The 23,180-nt window shown below is 60.0% G+C and carries 21 protein-coding genes and 1 pseudogene; 12 read left to right on the forward strand and 10 right to left on the reverse strand.

The genetic code is table 11. The features are described from left to right. Nucleotides 1–2: 2 nt before the first annotated feature. The 11 genes and pseudogenes from M2432_RS01585 to M2432_RS01635 all read left to right on the forward strand — a co-directional run bounded on the left by M2432_RS01585 (nucleotide 3) and on the right by M2432_RS01635 (nucleotide 12,806). Nucleotides 3–452, forward strand: a complete 450-nt coding sequence (locus M2432_RS01585) for a GNAT family N-acetyltransferase (protein WP_280824974.1) — start codon at nucleotides 3–5, stop codon at nucleotides 450–452. A 70-nt stretch (nucleotides 453–522) separates the two neighbouring features. After that, nucleotides 523–674, forward strand: a pseudogene (locus M2432_RS01590) (IS1634 family transposase); the annotation flags it as partial. 168 nt (nucleotides 675–842) lie between these two features. Further along, nucleotides 843–1,442, forward strand: coding sequence for a type I restriction-modification system subunit M N-terminal domain-containing protein (locus M2432_RS01595; RefSeq protein ID WP_280824975.1), 600 nt, complete (start codon nucleotides 843–845; stop codon nucleotides 1,440–1,442). After that, complete coding sequence (locus M2432_RS01600; protein ID WP_280824976.1) at nucleotides 1,375–3,273, forward strand: N-6 DNA methylase; 1,899 nt, start codon at nucleotides 1,375–1,377, stop codon at nucleotides 3,271–3,273. Before M2432_RS01595 ends, M2432_RS01600 begins: the two co-directional genes overlap by 68 nt. Further along, a complete protein-coding gene (locus M2432_RS01605) occupies nucleotides 3,270–4,505 on the forward strand; it encodes a restriction endonuclease subunit S (protein WP_280824977.1) in 1,236 nt (411 codons plus the stop codon). The genes M2432_RS01600 and M2432_RS01605 overlap by 4 nt, the downstream gene beginning before the upstream one ends. Next, entirely contained in the window at nucleotides 4,502–6,379 is a 1,878-nt protein-coding gene (locus M2432_RS01610; RefSeq protein WP_280824978.1) for a DUF262 domain-containing protein, read from the forward strand. The genes M2432_RS01605 and M2432_RS01610 overlap by 4 nt, the downstream gene beginning before the upstream one ends. Further along, complete coding sequence (locus M2432_RS01615) at nucleotides 6,376–9,459, forward strand: type I restriction endonuclease subunit R (RefSeq protein ID WP_280824979.1); 3,084 nt, start codon at nucleotides 6,376–6,378, stop codon at nucleotides 9,457–9,459. The genes M2432_RS01610 and M2432_RS01615 overlap by 4 nt, the downstream gene beginning before the upstream one ends. Then, a complete protein-coding gene (locus M2432_RS01620; RefSeq protein WP_280824980.1) occupies nucleotides 9,446–10,177 on the forward strand; it encodes a SprT family zinc-dependent metalloprotease in 732 nt (243 codons plus the stop codon). Before M2432_RS01615 ends, M2432_RS01620 begins: the two co-directional genes overlap by 14 nt. Before the next feature lie 304 nt (nucleotides 10,178–10,481). Beyond that, the gene (locus M2432_RS01625; RefSeq protein WP_280824981.1) at nucleotides 10,482–10,994 is read left to right on the forward strand and encodes a hypothetical protein; all 513 of its coding nucleotides are present in this window, start codon (nucleotides 10,482–10,484) and stop codon (nucleotides 10,992–10,994) included. Between the two features lie 10 nt (nucleotides 10,995–11,004). After that, complete coding sequence (locus tag M2432_RS01630; protein ID WP_280824982.1) at nucleotides 11,005–11,931, forward strand: S-4TM family putative pore-forming effector; 927 nt, start codon at nucleotides 11,005–11,007, stop codon at nucleotides 11,929–11,931. Beyond that, entirely contained in the window at nucleotides 11,931–12,806 is an 876-nt protein-coding gene (locus tag M2432_RS01635; RefSeq protein ID WP_280824983.1) for a hypothetical protein, read from the forward strand. The genes M2432_RS01630 and M2432_RS01635 overlap by 1 nt, the downstream gene beginning before the upstream one ends. A gap of 52 nt (nucleotides 12,807–12,858) precedes the next feature. Here the strand turns inward: M2432_RS01635 and M2432_RS01640 are convergent, their stop codons facing one another. Continuing rightward, nucleotides 12,859–13,332 carry a helix-turn-helix domain-containing protein gene (locus tag M2432_RS01640; RefSeq protein WP_280824984.1) on the reverse strand — a complete coding sequence of 158 codons (474 nt, stop codon included), beginning with the start codon at nucleotides 13,330–13,332 and terminating at the stop codon, nucleotides 12,859–12,861. Between the two features lie 169 nt (nucleotides 13,333–13,501). Next, nucleotides 13,502–14,188, reverse strand: coding sequence for a L,D-transpeptidase family protein (locus tag M2432_RS01645; RefSeq protein WP_280824985.1), 687 nt, complete (start codon nucleotides 14,186–14,188; stop codon nucleotides 13,502–13,504). Nucleotides 14,189–14,370: 182 nt separating this feature from the next. On the opposite strand from M2432_RS01645, the gene M2432_RS01650 reads away from it, so the two are divergent. Further along, nucleotides 14,371–14,859 carry a hypothetical protein gene (locus tag M2432_RS01650; RefSeq protein WP_280824986.1) on the forward strand — a complete coding sequence of 163 codons (489 nt, stop codon included), beginning with the start codon at nucleotides 14,371–14,373 and terminating at the stop codon, nucleotides 14,857–14,859. Nucleotides 14,860–15,535: 676 nt separating this feature from the next. On the opposite strand, the gene M2432_RS01655 is transcribed toward M2432_RS01650, so the two are convergent. Genes M2432_RS01655 through M2432_RS01690 form a run of 8 tightly spaced genes read right to left on the reverse strand, consistent with a single transcriptional unit; the run spans nucleotide 15,536 to nucleotide 23,148 of the window. Continuing rightward, entirely contained in the window at nucleotides 15,536–16,537 is a 1,002-nt protein-coding gene (locus M2432_RS01655; RefSeq protein ID WP_280824987.1) for an LLM class flavin-dependent oxidoreductase, read from the reverse strand. Further along, on the reverse strand, nucleotides 16,534–17,565 hold the full coding sequence (locus M2432_RS01660) for a phosphotransferase family protein (RefSeq protein ID WP_280824988.1): 1,032 nt from the start codon (nucleotides 17,563–17,565) through the stop codon (nucleotides 16,534–16,536). Before M2432_RS01660 ends, M2432_RS01655 begins: the two co-directional genes overlap by 4 nt. Then, nucleotides 17,562–17,921, reverse strand: coding sequence for a DUF4286 family protein (locus M2432_RS01665; RefSeq protein WP_280824989.1), 360 nt, complete (start codon nucleotides 17,919–17,921; stop codon nucleotides 17,562–17,564). The genes M2432_RS01660 and M2432_RS01665 overlap by 4 nt, the downstream gene beginning before the upstream one ends. A 19-nt stretch (nucleotides 17,922–17,940) precedes the next feature. After that, complete coding sequence (locus M2432_RS01670; RefSeq protein ID WP_280824990.1) at nucleotides 17,941–18,696, reverse strand: SDR family oxidoreductase; 756 nt, start codon at nucleotides 18,694–18,696, stop codon at nucleotides 17,941–17,943. Continuing rightward, nucleotides 18,696–19,952 (reverse strand): amidohydrolase family protein, encoded by a 1,257-nt coding sequence (locus M2432_RS01675; RefSeq protein ID WP_280824991.1) that lies wholly within the window; start codon nucleotides 19,950–19,952, stop codon nucleotides 18,696–18,698. The genes M2432_RS01670 and M2432_RS01675 overlap by 1 nt, the downstream gene beginning before the upstream one ends. Before the next feature lie 18 nt (nucleotides 19,953–19,970). Next, on the reverse strand, nucleotides 19,971–21,557 hold the full coding sequence (locus M2432_RS01680; RefSeq protein WP_280824992.1) for a GntR family transcriptional regulator: 1,587 nt from the start codon (nucleotides 21,555–21,557) through the stop codon (nucleotides 19,971–19,973). After that, the gene (locus M2432_RS01685; RefSeq protein WP_280824993.1) at nucleotides 21,554–22,711 is read right to left on the reverse strand and encodes a thiolase family protein; all 1,158 of its coding nucleotides are present in this window, start codon (nucleotides 22,709–22,711) and stop codon (nucleotides 21,554–21,556) included. Before M2432_RS01685 ends, M2432_RS01680 begins: the two co-directional genes overlap by 4 nt. Further along, nucleotides 22,708–23,148, reverse strand: coding sequence for an OB-fold domain-containing protein (locus M2432_RS01690; protein WP_280824994.1), 441 nt, complete (start codon nucleotides 23,146–23,148; stop codon nucleotides 22,708–22,710). Before M2432_RS01690 ends, M2432_RS01685 begins: the two co-directional genes overlap by 4 nt. Nucleotides 23,149–23,180: the final 32 nt, after the last annotated feature.

Genomic DNA, 23,180 nt, shown 5'->3' on the forward strand with positions numbered 1-23,180 from the left:
CCGTGGCCCTGCAACTCGTCGACCTCCGCCGCGGGCCCACCGACGGTCGCTGGTGGGCGACGCCGTTCGACTGGGACGTCGCCTACGAGAACGAACACTGGTGGAACCGACAGCTCGGAGAGGACCCCTGGTTAGTCCAGGTGCTGGAGAACGGCGTCGAGGTGGCGCGGGTCGAACTCGATGACCCGGGTGGTATCAATCCGGCTTACCGGGAGGTAACGGAGCTTGGAGACGAGCGCCTGGAGATCCAGTTCATCGAGGTGGCTACCGCCGCGCGAGGCCGCGGTGTCGGACCGCGGGTGGTGCACGCACTCGCCGAGCGCCACCGGGGCCGGCGATTGTTCGCGTACAGCGAGGCCGACCGATTCTGGACGCAGCTCGGATGGGAGCCGTTTTACGACCCGAGTCCGGGGCCTGCAGGTCGCACTCTGTTCATCCAGCCCGCGCAGTGATGTTGGCGTCCCAAGTGATCACGGTTGCGTCGTGTCACCGCCGGGTTCGACGTACCAGCGCGGCTCTTGATCTGGTTGGAGCATCAAGGAATTCGTGCGTACCGCACGCCGTCACCGAACGGTGAAGATTAAGCACGGCAATCAGACTCTGACCGCCGCCGACCCCTGCCCGAGGACCTACGCGCAGCCCTTATGAAGATCCGCGCTGTCGGCGCGCACTAATTTGAGCCAAGTCGGACTAACGCGGATTGTTGGTCATTTCAATTACGCTGCTAACCGTGTTAGAGCGCCTTTCCTTTGAGGTTGGAAAGGTTGCATTGACCTGCATGGATAGCCAAGAAGTCGTGTATAACTGAAAACGATTATCAATAATATGGGGGAATCTCGCCTGTGGCTCTGAAGAAATCCGACCTCTACAGCTCACTCTGGAAGTCCTGCGACGAGCTACGTGGCGGCATGGATGCCAGCCAGTACAAGGACTACATCCTGACGATGTTGTTCGTGAAGTACGTCTCGGACAAAGCCAAGGCCGATCCGGACAGTCTGATCGACGTCCCCAAGGGCGGCTCGTTCGATGACATGCTCGCCGCCAAGGGCGATAAGGAGATCGGCGATCGGTTCAACAAAATCATCGCCGCGCTGGCCGAGGCGAACGGCCTGCAGAAGGTCATCGACCTGGCCGACTTCAACGACGAGGAGAAGCTTGGCAAGGGCAAGGAGATGCAGGACCGGCTGTCTGCACTCGTGACCATCTTCGCCGACCTCGACTTCCGCGGCTCACGGGCTGAGGGCGATGACCTGCTTGGCGACGCCTACGAGTACCTGATGCGCCACTTCGCGACCGAGTCGGGCAAGAGCAAGGGGCAGTTCTATACGCCGGCTGAGGTATCGCGGATCCTGGCCAAGGTTGTCGGCATCAGGGATGAGACACGCCCAGAAACAGCACATAACCACCTGTGGATCGGGCTCGCTTCTCCTCAAGGCAGCTGATGAAGCGCCCCGCGGCATCACCATCTATGGGCAAGAAAAGGACAACGCCACCTGGGCTCTGTCCAAGATGAACATGATCCTGCATGGCAATGAGGTTGCCGACATTCGCAAGGGCGACACCATCACCAGTCCGCAGTTCACCAAGAACGACCAGCTGCAGACGTTCGACTTCGCAGTGATGAACCCGCCCTTTTCGGTCAAGTCGTGGACCAACGGGCTAGACAAAGAGTACGGCCGCTTCGAGTTTGGCCGCCCGCCCGAGAAGAACGGCGACTACGCCTTCTTGCTGCATGTCATCAAGTCGCTGAAAAGTACCGGCAAGGCGGCCGTCATCTTGCCGCACGGCGTGCTGTTTCGCGGTGGCGCCGAAGCGACCATTCGCAAGGAACTGCTCAAGCGGGGCTACATCAAGGGCATCATCGGCCTGCCGCCGAACCTCTTCTACGGCACCGGCATCCCGGCTTGCATCGTGGTCATCGACAAGGAGAACGCCGCCGGTCGCACGGGCGTGTTCATGATCGACGCCTCGAAAGGCTTCATAAAGGACGGGCCAAAGAACCGTCTCCGCAGCCAGGACATCCACAAGATCGTCGACGTCTTCACCAAACAGACTGACATCGAGCGTTACTCGCGCATGGTGCCGCTCAAAGAGATCGCCGACGCGAAGAGCGACTACAACCTCAACATCCCGCGCTACATTGACTCGTCAGAGCCCGAAGACCTGCAGGACCTCAGCGCCCATCTGCACGGCGGCATCCCCGACCATGACCTCGACGCGCTCGACGCCTACTGGCAGGCCTTCCCGAGTCTGCGCACCACATTGTTCACCCCGAATCGCCCCGGCTACAGCGATCTCGCCGTCGATATCGCGAGCGTTCAGCAGAAGGTGCTCGACTCTGCCAAGTTCAAGACGTTTGCGGCCAAAGTTGATGCAGTAGTTGACGAGTGGTTTGCCGCTCACCGGCCACAATGGGCCGCGATCGACCAAGACACCAAACCAACCGAGTTGATTGGTGGGATCGGCGAGGATCTTCTCGCGCGGTTCAAGTCGATACCGCTGCTAGACGAGTACGACGTGTACGAGCAGCTGATGACGTACTGGCACGGCGTCATGCACGACGACGTCTTCCTCATCATGAATGACGGCTGGCTCGATGCAGCCAAGCCGCGTAAGACCATTGAAGACAAAGACCGCAAGCTCACTGAGACACCCGACCTCGTCGTTGGCTCTGGCCGTAGCGCCGCCAAGTACAAGATGGATCTGATCCCGCCGTCGCTGATGGTGTCCACGTACTACTACGACACCGCTGAGGAGATCAACAAGCTGACGGCCGCCGCGGAGGAAGCCACGCGCGCTGTCGAGGAGTACGTCGAGGAACACGCTGTCGAGGACGGCTTACTGGTCGAGGCAATGGATGGCGACAAGATTAGCAAGGCGCTCGCCTCGGCACGGCTGAAAGTGGCCAAGAAAGAAGGCACGGACCCTGACGAGATCAGGGCACTTGAGCATCTGATCGGCCTTTACGACGCTGAGGCCGAGGCCAAGAAGGCCGTCAAAGAACTCCAGGCGGAACTAGACGAGACAGTGCTGAAGGAGTACGGCAACCTTACTGCGGATGACGTGAAATCGCTTGTACTCCACGAGAAGTGGTATCGCGCAATCTCCGCCGGCATTAACAATGAGGTCGCTTCCCTTACGCATGAGCTCGTGGCACGAATTCGGGAGCTGGGTCAGCGCTACGCCGAAAGGGTCAGCGATCTCAATGCGGAAATGGTCCAGATTGAGGCACGAGTTGCCGCGCATCTAGCTGACATGGGAGTGGAGGCATGACGTCCACGATCCCCTCCGATTGGCGCGTCGAACCGCTAGCGGCGGTATCCGAGCGAATCATGGTTGGGATCGCAAGCGCAGCCACTCATGCCTATAGGTCGACCGGTGTCCCGATGCTTCGCAATCAAAACATCAAGTCGGGCCGCCTCGATGACTCTGATGTGCTCTTCATCGATCCCGGATACGAAAAGGGATTCCGTAGCAAGCGACTACAGCCGGGTGACCTAATAACTGCCCGAACTGGTTACCCAGGAGCAACCTGTGTTGTGCCGAAGCATTACGAAGCTGCACAGAGCTTTACGACTCTTATCACGCGGCCGAACTCAAAGCTGGTCGACAGCGACTACCTCTGCTACTACATCAATTCCGAACAGGGACAATCCTTCGTCACGCAGAGCCAGATCGGAGGGGCTCAGCAAAATATCAACGCTGGCGCATTTCGGCTAATGCCCATTTGGTTACCTCCGCTCGATGAGCAACGAGCAATCGCCGACGCACTCATCGATGTCGACAGTCTAATCACCACCCTCGAGCGCCGAATCGTCAAGATGGAGGATATCAAGCAGGGCGTAGTGCAGCAGCTCCTCACCGGCAGAACTCGCCTACCAGGATTCACTCAGCCGTGGATTCAGGCATCGCTCGGATCGCTCGGCAGCTTTCTCAAGGGCCGCGGCGTTAAGCGCGAAGACGTCCGCGACAGTGGAATTCCGTGCATCCGTTACGGAGAGCTCTATACCGAATTCGACGATTATACCTCTGCTGCAAAATCTTTCGTTGAGCCAGGCGTGGCAGCGGCGGCGGTACCGTTGCGATGTGGCGACCTACTCTTTGCCGGCTCAGGGGAAACTCGTGACGAAATTGGCAAGTGCGTGGCTTACATTGGCCCTATTCCTGCCGTTGCCGGCGGCGACATCGTCATCTTGAGGGGTTCCGAATTCAATCCTACGTACCTCGCGCTGCTCGCCAACACACCTGAAGTCGCCAATCAAAAGTCTCGTGCGGGGCAAGGGGATGCTGTTGTGCATATCAGTAGCCGTGCGCTCGCTGCTATTCAGGTGGCCCTCCCGCCTCGGCCAGAACAGGACGCAATCGCGAGGGTCATCGTCGACACCGACCACGACATTCGATCGCTCGGAAGCCGAGTACATAAGGCCCGTGCGGTGAAGGATGGCATGATGCAACAGCTTCTCAGCGGCCGCACGCGCCTGCCAGTCAACGAGGCAGCATCATGAGCAGCATCACTCCACACTACCGGTCGATCAAGGAACTGCTGCAGACCCGCTCGTTCGCGATCGATGAGTATCAGCGCGAATACAAGTGGGAGCGCAAGAACATCGAGGAACTGCTCTCTGACCTCCAAGCGAAGTTCGAAACATTCTATCGGGATGGCGATTCCCCGAAAGCGGCGAGTACTTACGGGGATTACTTCCTCGGCTCGATCATTGTCACGAAGCGCGGGAACAAGAGCTACCTCGTCGATGGCCAGCAGCGGGTGACCTCGCTGACGCTGCTGCTCATTTACCTTTATCGCGAAGCGAAGGCCCAAGGCCTCGACGTCACATCGACTATCGAACCGTTGATCTTCTCCGATGACTACGGGGAGCGAAAGTTCAACCTCGACATCCCCGAACGAGTCCCTGTCATACGAGCACTCTTCAACGGCGACGACTACAACGCAGACGGCAAAGAGGAGTCGATTCAGACGATTGTCGCGCGGTATCGGGACATCCAGGGCCTCGACTTGGTCGCCGAACTCGATGGTGGGCTTGCGACTTTCATCTACTGGCTCATCGGTAATGTGGGGCTCATCGAGATCGCGACCGAGACGGACGCACATGCGTACTCGATCTTCGAGACGATGAACGACCGCGGTAAGCCACTGAGCCCGGTTGACATGCTCAAGGCGTACCTGCTTGGCCCTATCGAGGACAGCGCGGAGCGGGCTGAAGCGAATCGCATCTGGAAGAAGACCGTCTTCGACCTGATTTCGTGGAAGTCGGAAACAGACATCGAGCGTGATGCCACCTTCATGAAGGCGTGGCTGCGCGCGAAGTACGCCGATACGATCCGCGAACGCAGAGCTGGTGCGGCCGATAAGGATTGGGAGCTGATCGGCACGACCTTCCACCGTTGGTTGCGAGATAACGCTGAGCGCGTCGGCGCCGGTGATTCGTCCAATAACCTCCGGCTGATGACGACGGAGTTCCCCTTTTTCGCCAGGGCCTATCGCCGGATTCTCGATGCGTCACGCGCGTATACACCTGGTCTGGAGCCGGTTTTCTACAACGCAAACAACGACTTCACCTGGCAAAGCACCGTACTGCTCGCCCCGCTCAACGTCGGTGACGATGATGAGACGGTTCGCCGAAAGCTGGCGGCAACCGCAACCTATCTCGATATCTGGGTGATGCGCCGGACGGTCAACTACATCAGGGTTGGTTATTCGAGCGTCAGCTATGCCATGTGGACGCTCTGCCGCGATATCAGGGGCAAGTCTCTGCCGGATCTCATCGACACCTTGCGCGCCAAACTAGATCAGGACGCGACCGATGTCTCGTTTGAGGGTAGTGCAAGTCGTGGTCGGCATGGCATCTCGGAACTGGGGCTCAACCAGTTTAGTCGCCGCTATATCTATCATCTGCTGGCGCGCCTGACGTCATACACCGAGTTGAACTCCGGTAAGCCGGACCTCTTCGACCGGTACGTCGACCGCACCGTCAAGAATCCGGCCGATATTGAACACATCTGGGCAGACAACTACGAGCGCTATGCCGACGAATGCCCGACACGTCAGGATTTCGACGAATGGCGGAATCATATTGGCGGGTTATTGCTGCTGCCGGCTGATGTCAACCGCAGCTATCAGGCCAAGCCATTTGACGAGAAGGCGCCGCACTACGCGAAGCAGAATCTCTATGCCGCAAGCCTGACTGAGGCGGCGTATCAGCATCAGCCGCAGTTCAAGTCATTCGTTGACACCGCAGGTCTTCCATTCCGCGCCTATACCAAGTTCGGCAAAGCCGAGCAGCAAGAGCGCCGCACGCTGGTACTCGCACTCGCGAACAAGGTCTGGTCGCCGGAGCGGCTGGAGGAATACCGGCCATGAGCACCGTCGGTCAGCTCGAACGGAGGACCCAGGACCGCGTCGTGGGGCTCTTTCGAGACTCTCTCGGCTTTGACTACCTCGGCAACTGGGAGACTCGTGGAGGCTCAAACGTCGAAGTCGACCTGCTGACCCAGAATCTTCGTGCCCGTGGCTACAGCGACAGCCTGATCAATAAGGCGATCGACAAACTGAAAAGTGATGCCTCGCTGGGCGGTGGACGTGATCTGTACGAGGCTAACCGCGATGTGTACGGCCTGCTGCGCTACGGCGTCAAGGTCAAGGCCGGCGTGGGCGAACACTATGAGACCGTTTGGTTGATCGACTGGTCGACGCCGGAAGCGAATCACTTCGCCGTCGCCGAGGAAGTGACGATCGCTGGGAACCACAGTAAGCGGCCCGATCTGGTGCTCTATGTCAACGGCATCGCGTTGGGCACGGTCGAGCTGAAGCGCTCGAAAGTTGCCGTCACTGAAGGCATCCGTCAAACGATCGGCAATCAGAAAGCCGACTTCATCCGACCCTTCTTCACCACCGTGCAACTCGTGTTCGCAGGTAATGACGTTGAAGGTCTGCGCTACGCGGTCATCGATACGTCCGAGAAGTACTGGCTGTCGTGGCGCGAGGAATCGGACATTGCCGAGCCGCTCGACCGGGGACTGACACAGCTGTGCTCCAAGAGGCGGCTTCTGGAGCTGGTGCACGACTTCATGGTGTTCGACGCCGGGGTCAAGAAGACGGCTAGGCACAACCAGTACTTCGGTGTCAAAGCCGCGCAAGAACGCATCGCTAAGCGTGAGGGCGGCGTCATCTGGCACACCCAAGGCTCAGGCAAGTCGCTGACTATGGTGTGGCTGGCCAAATGGATTCGCGAGCACCAAGACGATGCCCGGGTTCTCCTGATTACCGACCGTACTGAGCTCGATGAGCAGATTGAGAAGGTGTTCGGGGGTGTCGACGAAACGATCTACCGCACCAAGTCTGGTGCAGACATGCTTGGCACTCTAAACAAGAGCGCTCCGTGGCTGATCTGTTCCCTCATCCACAAGTTTCGTGCATCCGAGGAGGAGTCAGCTCGCGACGAAGAGGAGACCGACTTCATCACCGAGTTGAACTCCAATATCCCGAAAGACTTTTCGGCTAAAGGCAACCTCTTCGTCTTCATCGACGAGGCGCACCGCACACAGTCGGGCAAGATGCACGACGCAATGAAGCAGCTGCTTCCCGGTGCGATGTTCATCGGCTTTACCGGCACACCGCTGCTCAAGGCTGATAAAGCCACCAGCATCGAGACGTTCGGCAGCTTCATCCACACCTACAAGTTTGACGAAGCCGTTCAGGACGGCGTGGTGCTCGATCTGCGCTACGAAGCCCGCAACATCGATCAGGACCTCACTTCACCCGAGAAGGTCGACCAGTGGTTCGAGGCCAAAACCAAGGGCATGACCGATCTGTCGAAGGCGGAACTGAAGAAGCGTTGGGGCACCATGCAAAAGGTCGTCAGCGCCGAGCCGCGCTCCCGGCAGATCGTCAATGACATCCTGCTCGACATGGACACCAAGCCGCGCCTGATGGACAGCCGCGGCAACGCCATGCTCGTGGGATCGAGCATTTATCAGGCCTGCAAGTTCTATGAACTGTTCTGCCAGGCGGGATTCAAGGGCAAGTGCGCCATCGTCACTAGTTATGCCCCGCAGCCGGGAGACATCTCGAAAGAGGACTCCGGCCACGGCGCGACCGAGAAGCTGCGCCAGTACGACATCTACCGCCGGATGCTGGCTGACCACTTCGGTGAGTCCGAGGACGCCGCCATGAGCAAGGTCGAACAGTTCGAGAAGGACGTCAAAGATAAGTTCATCAACGACCCGGGTCAGATGCGCCTGCTGATCGTGGTCGACAAGCTCCTGACCGGTTTCGACGCCCCGAGCGCGACGTACTTGTACATCGACAAGAAGATGCAGGATCACGGTCTGTTTCAAGCGATCTGCCGCGTCAACCGGCTCGATGGCGACGACAAGGACTATGGCTACATTGTCGACTATCGCGACCTCTTCAACTCGTTGGAATCCGCGATCACGGATTACACCAGCGGCGCGCTCGAAGGCTACGAGAAAGAAGATATCGATGGCTTGCTCACGGACCGTCTTGAGGGAGCGCGCGAGGATCTTGACGAGGCGTTAGAGGTCATTCGTGCCCTGTGCGAGCCGGTCGCCCCGCCCAAAGACACCCTGCAGTATCAGCAGTTCTTCTGCGCCATGGAGCAAGGCAACAGTGAACAGCTGAAGGCCAACGAGCCCAAGCGCGTCGAACTGTATAAGGCTGTCGCCGCGTTGACGCGAACATACGGAAATCTTGCGAACGAAATGGCTGCCGCGGGCTACTCCGATGCAGAAGCTGCTGCGATCAAAGCTGAAGTCGCCCACTACGCGGCCGTGCGTGACGAGGTCAAGCTTGGCGCCGGTGAGGATGTCGACTTCAAGCAATACGAAGCTGGCATGCGGCACCTCCTGGACACTTACATCAACGCCCACGCGTCGGAGACAGTGTCTAACTTCGAGAACACCAGCCTGATTCAGCTGATTCTGCAGAAGGGCGCTGGCGCGATCGACAAGCTGCCCGAAGGAATCAAGAAGGACCCCGAGGCAGTTTCCGAAACCATCGTCAATAACATGCGCAAGCTCATCATCGATGAGCACGCCACCAACCCGAAGTACTACGACAAAATGTCGGAGCTGCTCGATGCCCTGATCGAACAACGGCGCAAAGAGGCACTCGACTACAAGGACTACCTGGCACAGATGCTCGAGCAGGCGGCGAAACTTGCCAAGGGCGAGTCTGACACTACCTATCCCGAGTGGGCAGACAACGGTGCGCGAAGGGCCTTAATCGACTTTGCCTTCCCGGACCCCGCCATCGCGATCCAGGTCGATACCGCGATACTCACCAGCAAGCCGCACGACTGGATCGGCAACCCCCTCAAGGAAAAGGTAGTCAAACGGGCCATGCGCAAGGCCCTCCCCCCAGACTTCGACAGACTCGATGAACTTTTCGAACTGGTGAAGGCACGGCATGAGTACCAGTAGCCCCTACCTCACCGTCAGCGGGATCGACGTCGACGTCATCTACAAAGACATCAAGAATCTGCATATTGGTGTCTATCCACCACTGGGACGTGTCCGTGTCGCTGCTCCAATCAAATTCGACGACGACAATGTTCGGCTGGCTATCATCCGACGGCTGCCGTGGATCAAGCGGCAACGTGAGAAACTTCAGGCGGCTGAGCGCCAGTCCGAACGTGAGATGGTCACTGGCGAATCACATTACGTCTGGGGTGTCCGACACAGGCTGAAAGTGATCGAGCGGGCCGGACGACCGCACGTGGAAGTCGATGGTGACCGGATTCTTCTCTACATCGCAGAAGGATCCGATAGTGACAGCCGGCGCAAGCTGCTCGATCAGTGGTATCGGCATCAACTCCGCGCCGCAATCCCCGACCTCATCGCCAAGTGGGAGCCCATCCTCGGTGTCACAGTGCCCCGGTGGAGCATTCGGCGCATGAAGACCAAGTGGGGATCGTGCAACCGGGAGAGTCACCACATCTGGTTCAACGTCGAACTCGCCAAGAAGCACCCAGAGTGTCTTGAATACATCATCGTTCATGAAATGGTGCACTACCTCGAACGTAATCATGGCGATCGATTCACCAGTCTGATGGACGGGTTCATGCTCGATTGGCGATCGCGCCGCGACCGACTTAACGACGCACCCCTCGCCGATGAGGTTTGGAGTGAGGGAGTATGACGACGGCGCGCGGATGGCTCGACGAGCTAACAACGTATTACACGCCGTCGTCAATTCAGTTCGACGCGGCGCGAGGCCACCGTGCCGCAATCGAAGTTCGTCTCGACACGTTCCTTGGCGTCCATGAGATGTTCGAAATCGGTTCTCTGAAGCACGGGACGGGCGTGTGGCTTTATAGCGACGCCGATTACCTCGTGTCTCTCAAAGGCATTCGGCCCGAATCGCCTTGGACAATGTTGAATAAGGTCAAAGAGCAGCTGCAGGCCAGATTCACGAGCACCACTATCGTCATCCGTCGCCGGCTGTGGTGTGCAAGTTCTCGGACGGCGACGTTGAGGTGGTACCAGGCTATCCGGCCACCAGTGGTTACTGGATCGCTAATCCTGCCGATGGATGGATGCTCACTCATCCGAAGGACCACAACAAATACGTCACCGATATCAACACTAAGCACAACGGTGCGGTGAAGAAGCTAGCTCGGCAAGTCAAGGTCTGGAAGTATCTTCGGAACGTGCCAGTCTCCTCCTGCTACCTCGAGATGCGAACCGCGAAGCATATGGAAGGAGAGTCGGCGTATTCACCGCTCTGGGACTTGTATCTGACCCTCAAGAAGATGCACGATGTCGAACTAGCCGCAATGAACGACCCGACCGGACTGGGCTCACGATTCGGGGCATGCTCATCAGAGTCAAATCGGCTGGATGCCATATCAAAGCTCGACGCTGCCGTGAATCGCGCGCGGAAGGCAAAGGACTACGACCAGGACGGGTATCACGTGCGGGCAGTCGAGCAGTTGAAGCTGCTGTTTAACAAGTGAGTACACGAAGATGACTGCCTCACCTGAATATCTACCGCCCTCAAGTACCACGATTCAGTCGCGGCAGAACGATGCTGATGCCCTCCGGTTGCTGATCGCGCAGCGGCGACTCTATCGACGAGCTAAGCGCTGGCTGTCGTTGCGATGGGTTGGCATGGTGGTGATCGGAATTGGTGCACCAGTTGCGTCCATCTTGTGGCCATCGTTGGCAGTCGTATCAGGCGCGGTCGCCGGCCTGTGGCTATTCCTCGGACGAACACTACTGGTCTTTGTGCAAGGCACTGTGACAACGAAGGCGGCATCGGTTCAGGAGCAGTTCGACTTCTATGTCTTCCAGATGCCAGATAACGCGCAACGTTCGACGTTGCCTTCGCTCGAAGACATCGCGAAGGTTGCCGGACCTGATGGTCAGATCCGGGCTGAAGCCGAGAAGGAAAAACTGCTCGATTGGTACCCGATTGATTCAGGTGACGATGGTGCCATCTCTGTCGCCGTCTCACAGCGTGCAAATGCCTCGTATACGGACGGCTTACTGCGCACCACGGCGATCGTGTGGGCAGTGGCCACAGTGGTTTGGGTTGTAACTCTGATTGTTGTGAGTATCGTTCTAAAGCTTTCGCTTTCTGGGTTCCTCCTAGGGGTCGCGCTTCCAGTACTTCCCGCGTTCCTCGATGTTGTCCAAGACGTCGCTGGCGTCTGGCGCTCTGCCGCCGCGCGGCGCGATCTAGCGCAGGTAATCGAAGCGCGAATAACTGGAACTGACGGAAGAATCGACGGTCAAGACTTGCTCGTGTGGCAGGAGCGGCTTTTCGATCTTCGGCGGACTGCGCCAGAGGTACCTGACCTTCTCTACAAGATCCGCAGGAAGGTCAATGAGCGTGCAATGCATTCTGCTGCGCGTCAGGTGTCTTCGCGAGCGAAACGGGAAGACAGCTAATGGCTCTCACTACCACGAAGGCTTTTGAGGAGTTCAAAGAAAAGCTAGTTCTCACTGATTTGCAGAAGGAGGCCGTCAAGGGCCGACAGAGCAAGACGACGGAATACCTTGAGGATGCATTTCCACCATCGAGTGACCTGCCCCTCAAGACAACGTACTTGATGGGATCAGCGGGCCGCGACACAATTATCCGTCCACTCGACGACGTCGACGTATTGGCGATCTTCACTAACAAGGACGACATTTTCGATCGCCTCTACCGGTACGACTCCCAGAAGTTCCTGTATCGAGTTCGCGATGCCCTGAACACATACCGGGTGGAAGTGGTCGGAGCCAGAGGTCAAGCGGTCCGCCTGTTCTACAAAGCCGCACCGCACGTTGACATAGCACCGGTCTTCAAGTGGTCCGGCGGCGGTTACGCCCTTCCCAATGGTTCCGGGGGCTGGCTGACGACTGATCCCTACTCCCATCACGATTGGATCGCTCAACGACAGAAGGACTTGAACTATCGCCTGAAGCCGATGGTTCGAATGCTGAAGCGGTGGAACAACGTACACAGCAAGTATTTCAGAGGCTTTCACCTGGAGGTCGTGACGGCGACGGTTTTCTCAAGTCTTGGCAGTGATTCGCGCGACGCATGCGAGAAGTTCTTCCAGTGGGCTCAGTACAACTTGACAGTGATGGATCCCGCCGGGCACGGTGGCGACCTGTCTTCGTACTTGACGTCGGCCGGACGAACTGCGCTGCTGCTGAATCTTGAGAGCGCGCGAGGACGCGCCGCGAAGGCAAATGCAGCGGAGGCGAGCGGAGACCACAAGGAAGCTATTCGGCTTTGGCGCGTTGTATTCGGCGATGAATTCCCAACCTATGGCTGAGTGCTGCGCCGCGCCGCCGGGTGACAGTTGGCTGATCTCAGGCCCGCCCGACTCAAGGTTCGCCGCGAGGCGATGGAGAACCGACGTCTCGTCCGTGCGTATCTCGCAGCTTCACTCTCCGCTTCCTAAGCGCCCGCCAGACAGTGCCGTGGTCGACGCCGAGCTGCCTGCCGATGGTGGCGAGCGATTGCCCCGTTCTGTAGAGACGGATAGCGTCGTCGATCTGCTCACTGGTGAGACTCTGCCGGCGGATCGGTATCCCGGCTTCGCGAAGTACCTTGATGACACTGTTCTTGTTAAGACCGTAGGTGGCACCAATAGCCGTTGAGGGCTCACCAGAGCGGTACAAAGCGACGATTTCGGCCCGAATCTGGTCGTTGAGGCGCTGATCGAGCTTGAAGGGCCTGACGACCTCAGGGAAGCGATCGGACCGGCAGGCAACCCTCCCATCTGGGGTTATAAGGCCATCGGAACACAGTTTTTGAAAGAATTTTGACAGTGCGTCAAGGTTCGAGTAACGCTGCATTACCTCCACCAAGAACTCTCAGCTCAGCGACTGTAAATTTGCATTCGTGGGCTGTGACGTAACATAACCGGGCGTAGCTAACTGCCTCCGGGACTCTCTTTGGTTTCACCTACCGGCCTTCGCGTCGTGAAACGGATCGCGTCACAATTGGTAAGCGCATCCCTCCAGGTCACGACCTGGTTGGGAGCAGCGACGGGTCTCCGACGCCGATCGTGATCTGGGGGGATGCGGCAGAGTCGAGCCAGGTCAGCACAGAGCGCATCTCGTCGCGGCCGATGGCCACACATCCCCAGGTGGGATTCCCGTCGGTTACGTGAAGAAAAATCCCAGACACCTTCCCTGGGATCCGTTGCGGGTTCACCGCGATGTTGACGGCGTAGTCGTAGACGGGGCCGGAGTCGTAGAGGTTCTCCGTGATTGACGACGGACTGCTGGCTGAATGCACGCGGGTGTTGTAAGTCGGAGATTTGGCGTCTTCGTCCCACCAGTCTTGCTTGGTGGCCTGGAAGTAAGGCATCTTGGTGCCGGGATTGGGCTGGCGGCCGAAGGCCTGGTCGAACGTGAACGTTCCCACGGGAGTGCGGTACACGCCGTCAGCGGGGACGCCGACACCGAGTTCGCCTACCTTGGCGGGCGTCGGTCCCAGGAACACCTTCCATTCCTGACCGACCCGCTGGAAGGCGGTGAGGGTTCCTGTTGTCGCGTTCGCTGTGGGCACACCGACGACGATCCACTGCGTGGGCTGGCCGGCGGGGAACGTTGCAGGGTCCGCCGCCGCAGGCACAGCGAGCGGCAGGGCCAGGAGCGCCAATCCAAGTTGCACCGCGACGGTCGCGAGCGTCTTGGGCAGTTTCATAGGCACTCCGAGGTCGAGACTGAGCAATCGCAGCTAACAGTGCGTCAGCGTAACTGAAGCATCCCGGCTTTCATGCACACCTCGTTACGTGTGATCGGTGTGCTGCCCGCACTCGCAATACGCGACAAGCCGCTACAGCCGTCAGCTACGGCTGGGGCGGGTTTTCGTCGTAACGTGGGCTGATGTACCGTGCGCTCGCCGTTGCCGTCATCCTCGCCGGCCTAACATGCCCGACCGCATCCGCGACAACCTGCACCGCGCACGACGGCCTACCGGACCAAACCTGCACACCCGGCGACCGCGACCCCCAAGTCACCCAAGCCAACATCGAGGACACCATCTGCGCCAAAGGCTGGGCCCACTCCGTCCGCCCCGCCAAATCAATAACCGACCCAATCAAACGCGAACGCATGAACGCCTACGGAGCCCCACCACCAGCCGGCGCCTACGAACTCGACCACCTCATCCCACTCGAGCTCGGGGGCGCGTCGACCGTCGCGAACCTGTGGCCGGAGCTCTGGGACGGTCCACTCGGCGCGCACGAGAAAGACCGCCTCGAGGATCGCCTACATGCCTACGTGTGTACCGGCCGCATGACGCTCGCCGACGCGCAGAACGTATTCGCGACCGACTGGGTCAGCGCGTACCGGCAAGCCTTCGGGCCTCAATAGCTATTTGCAGCCGTCGGTATCGGCTATCAGTTGCTGATCCTGGGTTCTAGCCCGCGATGGTAAAGCGCATACCTGTGGCACCACCTGGCCCTGCTGCACATTGAGGACTGCATCATCGACCCTATTGACACGCCCAGGGCACACGTAGGTCATGTCAACGCGTAGCGCACCGATGGTTACCCCTCGATCGAGGCCCTGGGCGACGTAGGTGTTCATCTGCAATTGTGATTTCTTGCAGAGGCCGACCGTCAGGTCGTAGATCGCCTGCATGCTGATGTTCGAGGTTCCGTTTTCCTTCGCGGTCAGGGCCTTACGTCAGGCAGCGGCGTCAATCTCAAAGAACGCCTTGATCCGGTTCCGGTCATCGCCGTGGTGACGATGAGGCAGCCCGTAGCGATGAGAGTGCGGAGCACACAGTAGAGATTACGGTTCGATCTCCTCGGCGTGGCAGGTGGTGAGTTTCCATGACACGACTGGGTTCCAGTCCCCTTAGCTCCACCATGACAGCCATACTCGAAACCTTGTCCGGCCCCAGACCGACAGCACCGATGTGTCCTCGGCGGAACAGCTCGCCGCCGAAGGACACGACGTTTCCATCCAGGCGCGCAGCCACCACAAGAAGGAGTCTTTCGCGAGCTTCGGGGAGTTCGCCGCGCAGGCCGCGAACTGTTAGGGCTCAGGCGAACGCCGGTATCACCTTGTCCGCGAACAGTTGTGCATATTCGATGAAGCGTTCGGCCGGCAATCCCGGTGGGCGCATCATCATGAAGTGCTGCAACGGTATTCGCTGCAGCATCGCCGTGAAGTAGGCGATGGCCTCTGCAGGCGTCATGATCTGCAGGACGCCGCTGAGCTTGAAGCTATCCAAATCCATCGGTTGCCCCATGACGCTGTCCATGCCGAGTGCGTCGTCTTCGTTCATCCACGCCCCGTAGGTGGAGAACACGTGGTGGTAGTACGGAGCCAGCTCGGCCATGGCACGCTCGGGATCCTCGGCGACGGTTACGAACAGCCCTGGAATGCGCATCGCCGCATCGGCCGGGTTCTTCCCGTGCAGACGCAGTTTGTCCAGATAAAGGTCGGCTACCTCGGCGTTCCCGAGGTAGCCGTCGGCAAAGGTCGCGACCCGCTCCAGTGCTCGATCGGTGAATCCGCCGATGTACAGCGGAATGTGCCCACGCGGTGGTGGCATGATCCGCGCATCTTTCACGGTGTAATGCCGCCCGGTGAAGCTGACGGTCTCGCCGGACCAGAGGGCGTGGACGATGTGGAGAAATTCGTCGAAACGGTTGCCGCGCTGGCTGAATCGCTCGCCATACATATCGTATTCGTGGCGGCGGTAACCGATTGCGAGCGCCGCATCGAACCGTCCGTTCGACAGGATGTCCAGGACGGCGCATTCCTCGGCGAAGCGCACCGGGTGATAAAGCGGGCCGAGCGCGAGCCCGGTGCCTATCCGAATCGTCGACGTCCGCGCCGCCATCGCTGCCAACGCAATGTTCGGCGTCGGCATGTACCCGTCATCGGCGGCGTGATGTTCGGGCACCCACGCGCCGCCGAAACCGACGGTCTCGCTCCAGGCGACGATATCGAGCGTCTCGGCGTAGACATCGTGCCACGGCCGGTGCCATTGCTCGGGATTGCGGAAGTCGTAGAGATACCCGAACGTCAGCGTCAACGTGCAGTTCCCGCCAACGATCGGGCCATATCGGCTGCAGTCGCGATGGACTGCAGGACCATCGACCCGAAAGCCTCTGCCACCTCCGGGTTTCCGTCGGCTGAGCTCACGTTGCGAGCGTAGGTTCGCTCCAGCACAATGCCGATCTTGAAGTTGGCCAGCACCAGGTAGTAGTCGAGATTGTCGGTCGGCAGGCCACTGATCCTCTCGTAATGCTCCAGCAGCTCGCTGCGCCGCGGCATGCCCTCCATGGGGAGGTAGAAGTCGGACTTCGGCTCGTCGCCGTCGTAGCCGAGCAGCGCCCAGGCCAGATCGAGCAGCGGATCACCGATGGTGGTCATCTCCCAATCGACCAGTGCCGCAAGGCGAGCCGGCGCCCCATGTGCGTACATGACATTCGCGAACTGATAGTCGCCGTGCATGATGCCCGGGGTGAAGTGGGCGGGCCGGTTGGCCCGCAGCCACTCGGTGGCGACCTCCAACCCAGGCAGCTCGCGGACCTGGAACTCCTTGAGGAACGACAACCAGCGGTCCACCTGACGATCGTGGAACCCCTCGGGATGTCCGAAGCCCTCCAGACCCTGCGCACGCCAATCAACCCGCGCCAATTTCGCTGCGCCCTCGATCAATTGGAAGGCCAGCCCGCTGCGTGCGTCCAGATCGGTGTCGAACGGCGCAGCCCAGCCGCCGTCCATCGGGCTCCACCCGTCGATCTCGGCCATCACATAGAAGGGCTTGCCCAACAACTCACCGGATTCGTCGGCGGCGATCAATTCGGCATGTGGAACGTCGGTACAGGCCAGCGCGCGCACCAGCCGGATCTCCCGCAGCAGTTCGTTCAGGCGGCGTTGGTCGGCGCGATAACCCGGCATCCGCATGACCATCCGGTTGCCGCCGCGTTCGATCAGGTAGAGGACGTTCTGCGAGCCACCCGACAGCTGGGTGAGGTTCGCCAATTCGCCATCGCCGGTGATCTTTTGGCTGTCCAGCCATCGGCTGAGGCGCTCAATATCGATGCCGTAGCTCACGATTGTGCTCCCGTGGCCTTGGTGCCGCGAGGGCTCCAGAACGATAGCTGCCAACTCGTCATGTCCAGGCTGTCGGCCATGGTGATCTTGCCGGCCATGACACCCTCCTGGATCTTGCCCAAAATGGCGTCTACATCACCTTCCATCTCGTAGATGATCGCGTAGCGGTGCACTGGGGCGGTCCCGCCTTCCATGTGATAGATCTGGGCATCCTTGATTTCGTAACGCTGGGCCGACACCATGCCCGGAATAGCGAGCAGGTCGGGAACGTGCACGTTGTCGTACCACTCGTTGAACTCGTCATCGCGACCCTCCAACGGGTTCGAGAAAACGATCTGGATGAATCTGTCTGACATGATGCTCCTGTTTGTGGGGTCAGGTGGTCTGTTCCATTGCGGTGATCCACTGCTCATAGTCGGTTGCCTTGGCGGTCAACAGGTCTCGTCCGAGAGATGAGTCCAGGATGAGGAACTCCTCGGCATCGATTCCGTTGACCAGGCGGTCGGCAACCTGCCGCGGTGTGGCGGCGTTCTGAAATGCGGGATTGTCGGCGGGCACATCGGCCATCAGCATGGGGGTCATCATGGGGCCGGGGCAGAAGCAAGAGACCTTGATGCCCTTGGGGCGGTAGGTGGCCGCCAGCCATTCCGAAAACGACAGCGCCGCATGCTTGGTCACCGAATAGGCCGGCTTGTCGGGATGTAAAGCCAATGCGACGACGGACGCCGTCTGCAGCAGATATCCGTCGCCTCGCTCGAGCATCGACGGCAAGACTTCGCGAACCGCGTAGACATGTGACATCACGTGCAGTCGCCAGCTGAGGTCCCACAGTTGCTCATCAGCGATGCTGGCGTTCTGTTGTGGTCCGGTGTAACCGGCGTTGCTGTACCAGATGTCGATCTCGCCATAGGTTCGCCGTGCCAGCTCGGCCACCGCACGGACATTGTCCTCAATGGTGATGTCGACGGCCAGGCCGACGGTGCCCACGGCGCGGGAAACCCGTTCGACGCCTTCGGGATTGATATCGGTGACAACAACTTTCGCGCCTTCTTCGGTGAATCGGTGGGCAAAGGCCTCGCCGATTCCGCTGCCCGATCCGGTGACGACGACGACCTTGTCGCGAAGTTTCATCAGAACGCCCGCTGTGTCGAAGCTGTTGCCGGACGCAGATCTTTGACCGACTTGACGGTGACGTCCCAGTCACTGGATTGTGCGCGCAGAGCTTTGACGGTTGCCTGCTCACGAGGTACGTGCGCGAACGGGTCGTACTTAAAATGCCGCATGGCGTTGAGGTGGGTGATCTTACTGATCTCATCGTCCGGGACACCGTCCAGCGATTTCATCAGCACTTCGGGCGCCTGTGGCCAGGTGGTGTCGGAATGCGGATAGTCGCATTCCCAGGTTATGTTGTCGATGTTGAGATGGTGCCGTGTCTCGATCCCTACCAGATCGTCGATGAAGCACAGGATGACGTGCTCCTTGAAAATCTCCGACGGCAGCCGATCTCCGAGGTCCATGCCACTCCAGTGGTGGGTGTGCCGGTAGATGTAATCGACGCGTTCGCAGAAGTACGGAAGCCAGCCCGTTCCCCCCTCGGACAGTGCGACCCGTAGCGCAGGAAACTTGCGAAAGACGTTACTCCACAATAGATCTGCGGCGGCAGAGAACAGGCCGACGGGGGACAGGGTGTAGATGAGTTCGATGGGCGCGTCGGGAGAGGTCATCGGCGGAGCCGAGTTCGAGCCGAGGTGGATGCACACCACGGTGCCCACCTCCGCGCACGCCGCCCAGAACGGATCCCAGTGCTCGGAGTAGATGCTGGGCAGTCCCAGGTCATAGGGGCTGGAGGAAAAAGTCACCGCGTGACAGCCTTTCGCGGCGGCGCGCCGGACTTCGGCAGCGCTGCCCTCTGGGTCCCACATCATCGGAAGGGCCAGTGGAATGATCCGGCCGGGATGGGTTCCAGCCCACTCGTCGATGTGCCAGTCGTTGTAGGCACGCACCATCGCGGCGGCCTGGTCCTTGTCCGGGGTGTCCATGAACAGTTGCCCGCAGAACCGGGGGAAGGAGGGGAAGCACATGGATCCGAGTACGCCGTTGGCGTTCATGTCATTGATCCGGGCGTCGATGTCGTAACAGCCCAACCGGATTTCCTCAATGCAGGTCGGTTCCATTCCGAATTCGCTGGGCGGACGGCCTGCCACTGCGTTGAGCGCCGGGTTGAGAATCTCTTGGCCTTCGTAGCGCCACGCCATTGTGCCGTCGTCGCGGCGGACGAATCGGGGGGCTTTATCCTGGTATTTCTTGTGCACCCGGCCATCGAACATATGGGCAGGTTCGATCACGTGGTCATCCACGCTCACCAGAATCAGATCTTCGACGTTCATTGCCCTCCTTCTAGTTGCTCAACCCATCAGGTCGAGCATCAATCTCTCGCTGAATTCGGATTGTTCGGCCCATTCGGCATTGGCCTTGAGGGCTTCGGTCCAGATGGCGGTGGCGCGCGCCGAGTCATGCTCTGCTGCTGCGGCCACGAAGCGTTCGAAGCGGCCTTGCGCCCGGCGATTCGCTTTGGCCACCCACGGCAACCCCTTCACATCGTCGGCGATGGCCGGCTCCACGGCAACGCGGACCCAGTGCAGGATTTCGGCGATCACAGTGAGTGCGGGGTTCTTCACGGCGGAGAACGCAGCTTTTTCTGCTTCCCGGTACGTTGATACGAAACGCACGGTGTCCTCGGTGGTTTCGGACAGCTCGATGTTGATCTGTGCCAGCACCTTGAGTTGTTTGGCCGATATCCGGTTGGCGACCAGCCCCATGATCGAGGGTTCGATGAGTCGTAGGGCCTGGTGGAAATCGGCAAGGGTGGCGCCGCGTGCTTCCAGAACGATGCCGGACAGTTGCGAGGCGACGCGGGTGGTCGGCGTGCGGATGGCGGCGCCCGCCCGGTCGCCGGTGCGCAGGTCGAGCAGATACTCCATCTCCAGGATGCGCAGCGCCTCACGCAGGGTAGGCCGGGAAATGCCGAATTCATCGGCTAATTCGGCCAGCGGTGCCAATCGATCGCCCTCGCTGAGTTGTCCCTCGGCGATGCGTGCTCGGATCTCGGTAGCGACCACCGATGCGCGGCGGGGTGCAGACTCGGCGTTGTCTTGGCGGGCCTGAGCTCGCCACAGCGGTGCGACGTCGATCGGCTGCCTGCTGATATTGCGGCTCACCAGCATCCGGTGGGTGGTGAAAAGGTAATCACTCCAAGTGTTTTGGGCCAGCGCCCCGTCGCCGCGCCGAGCTGCGTCGAGAAATGCGCTGTGGCTCACGATCACCCGTCGGGCGATCTGTTCCGCCGAGGACACATCGGTGCTGTCGATCAGTGAATAGATTTGCCCGGCATAGATGTCGCGGAACACCCCGGCGATGATCGCAAGGGTCCTGTTGCCGGAAAGTTCGATGACGGCCTGGTCGAATGCCGACATCGCGGTGACGAACGACAGGGCGTCGTGAGCTGCCCGCTCGGCGTCGTGCAGAGCGACGAGGGTCTCGATGTCATCGAATCCTGCTTGAGATGCCAGCAATTCGGCTGCGGGTGGTTCGATGACTGTGCGTGCCTCTTCGAGGTGTGCCAGCGTCGTCTTCCGCAACTGCAGCAAGAGCGTCACATATCGGGCCACAGCGTCCAGACCCGGTCGGCGAACCACGGCGCCGCCGCCTCTGCCTCTTTTGATCTCGACGAGTTGCTGCGACTCCAGGATCCGCAGTGCCTCACGTAATGTCTCGCGCGATATTTGGAGCTGTGCGGTGAGCTCCGCCTCGGGCGGTAGCTGCTGGTCGGCCGCGAGTTGACCGGTGAGTATCTGCCGCCGCAGGTCACCGGCCAGCAAGTGGGAGACCTTCTGGGTGTTACGCCGAGGCAGGGCACGCCAGGCGGCACTGCCGCTGTCGGTGGCCAGCGGTGTAACGGCGCCGTGCCTCTGGGGGGCGGAGTAATCGGTCATACCGCAGTCAATACCATTGCTGCGCATTGTGGGTAGACGCCACTGGCGACCACCGCGGTCCGGGCACCGGGAATCTGTCGCTGGTCACATTGACCACGGAGCTGAAGCACGGCCTCGTTCAGGAAGCCGATTCCGTGTAGCCGGCCCTCCGCGAGCTGACCACCGGCGGTGTTGAGTGGGAAATCACCGCCGGGTGCAAGACGGCTGCCATCACCGACCCAGTCGCCGAATTCGCCTCGCCCGCAGGCTCCGAGAGCCTCGATCCACCCCACGGTGACTGGCGTGAAACCGTCGTAGAGTTGCGCGACATCAATATCAGCCATGGTGAGCGAAGATCGCTGCCAGAGTCGCTTGGCGCATTCGAACATGCCGCCGTAGAGGAAGTCGACGTCGAACACCCAGTCCGCGCCGCGTCCGGTGGCATATGTCATCGCGTCGACCAGCACGGCTGGCTGGCGCAGATCCTTCGCGCGTTCGGCCGTGGTGATGACGGTGGCCACCGCCCCGTTCACCGGATAATCGCAGTCGAGCACGCGCAGCGGATCGACCACCATCCGTGAGGACAGATAGTCGTCCATGGTCAACTCATCACGTAGCACAGCTCGCGGGTTCAGCGCGGACCACCGCCGCGCGTTGACGGCGATGTGGCCGAAATCGTCTTCGGGCCTGCGGTATTCGTCCATCCAGCGGCGCTTCTTGAGCGCGAGGTTCACCAGGATCCCACCGAGATAGCCATAGGGAGTGAGGAATTGGTCGCGCCCACCGATTTCGTCGGGGCCGGCTGCGACACCGCCCTGGTGGCCGGCGGCGCGTGTCAGGCAGCGGAAGACGAGCACGGTTTCGCACACACCGGACGCGACGGCCATCACCCCGGCCAGTGGCCCGGCCAAACCCGATGGATTCGAGGCCATGATGTCGGCGAACGCCGCCAGGTCGGGCACGCCCAGTAACCGGGCCATGTCCTGCGCCCCGGGAGATTCCGGTCCGAATTTGTACTCGAACATGCCGTCGATGTCGGTGGTGCGCAATCCGGCGTCCGACAACGCCGCCGTGGCCGCGGCGATCGCAAGCGAATACGGATGTGGCTCGCCTTTGCGGCTCAGTTCGGAGTAGCCGACACCGGCTATGGCGACCGGGCGGGTCAACGATGTCATCGGAGGGCCAACCTGAATTGGGGCAGGGTGACTTTTCCCCGCTGTTCGTAGGTGACTTCGACGGGCATGCCGCACGACAATGTGGTTCCGTCGGGGACGTCGACGAGGTTGGTCAGCAACCGAAGCCCGGGCTGCTCCTCAAGTTCGACGAGTACGACGACGTAGGGGACGGCGTCCACAAACCCGGCGTGTAAAGGTCGTTCAACTGTCGCGTAGGAGTAGATGACGCCGCGGCCACTGAGTTCGGCTTCCTCGAATTCCTGTGCCTGGCAGGCAATGCAGCACACCTCGGGCGGATACTGCAGATTTGAGCATGATGAGCAGCGCTGCAGCACGAGCCGTTGGTCGGCTGCCGCGTTCCAGAAGAACCCGCTGACATCGTCAGGTGCCGGCACCGGTCGACGGTCGGTCGACGAGCTGGCATCCAGCGCAGTCACGGCACTCCTCACTTAGTAGATGCACCCACCTA

Origin of the sequence: Mycobacterium sp. OTB74, assembly GCF_029892685.1 — a bacterium.
Taxonomy (GTDB): Bacteria; Actinomycetota; Actinomycetes; order Mycobacteriales; family Mycobacteriaceae; genus Mycobacterium.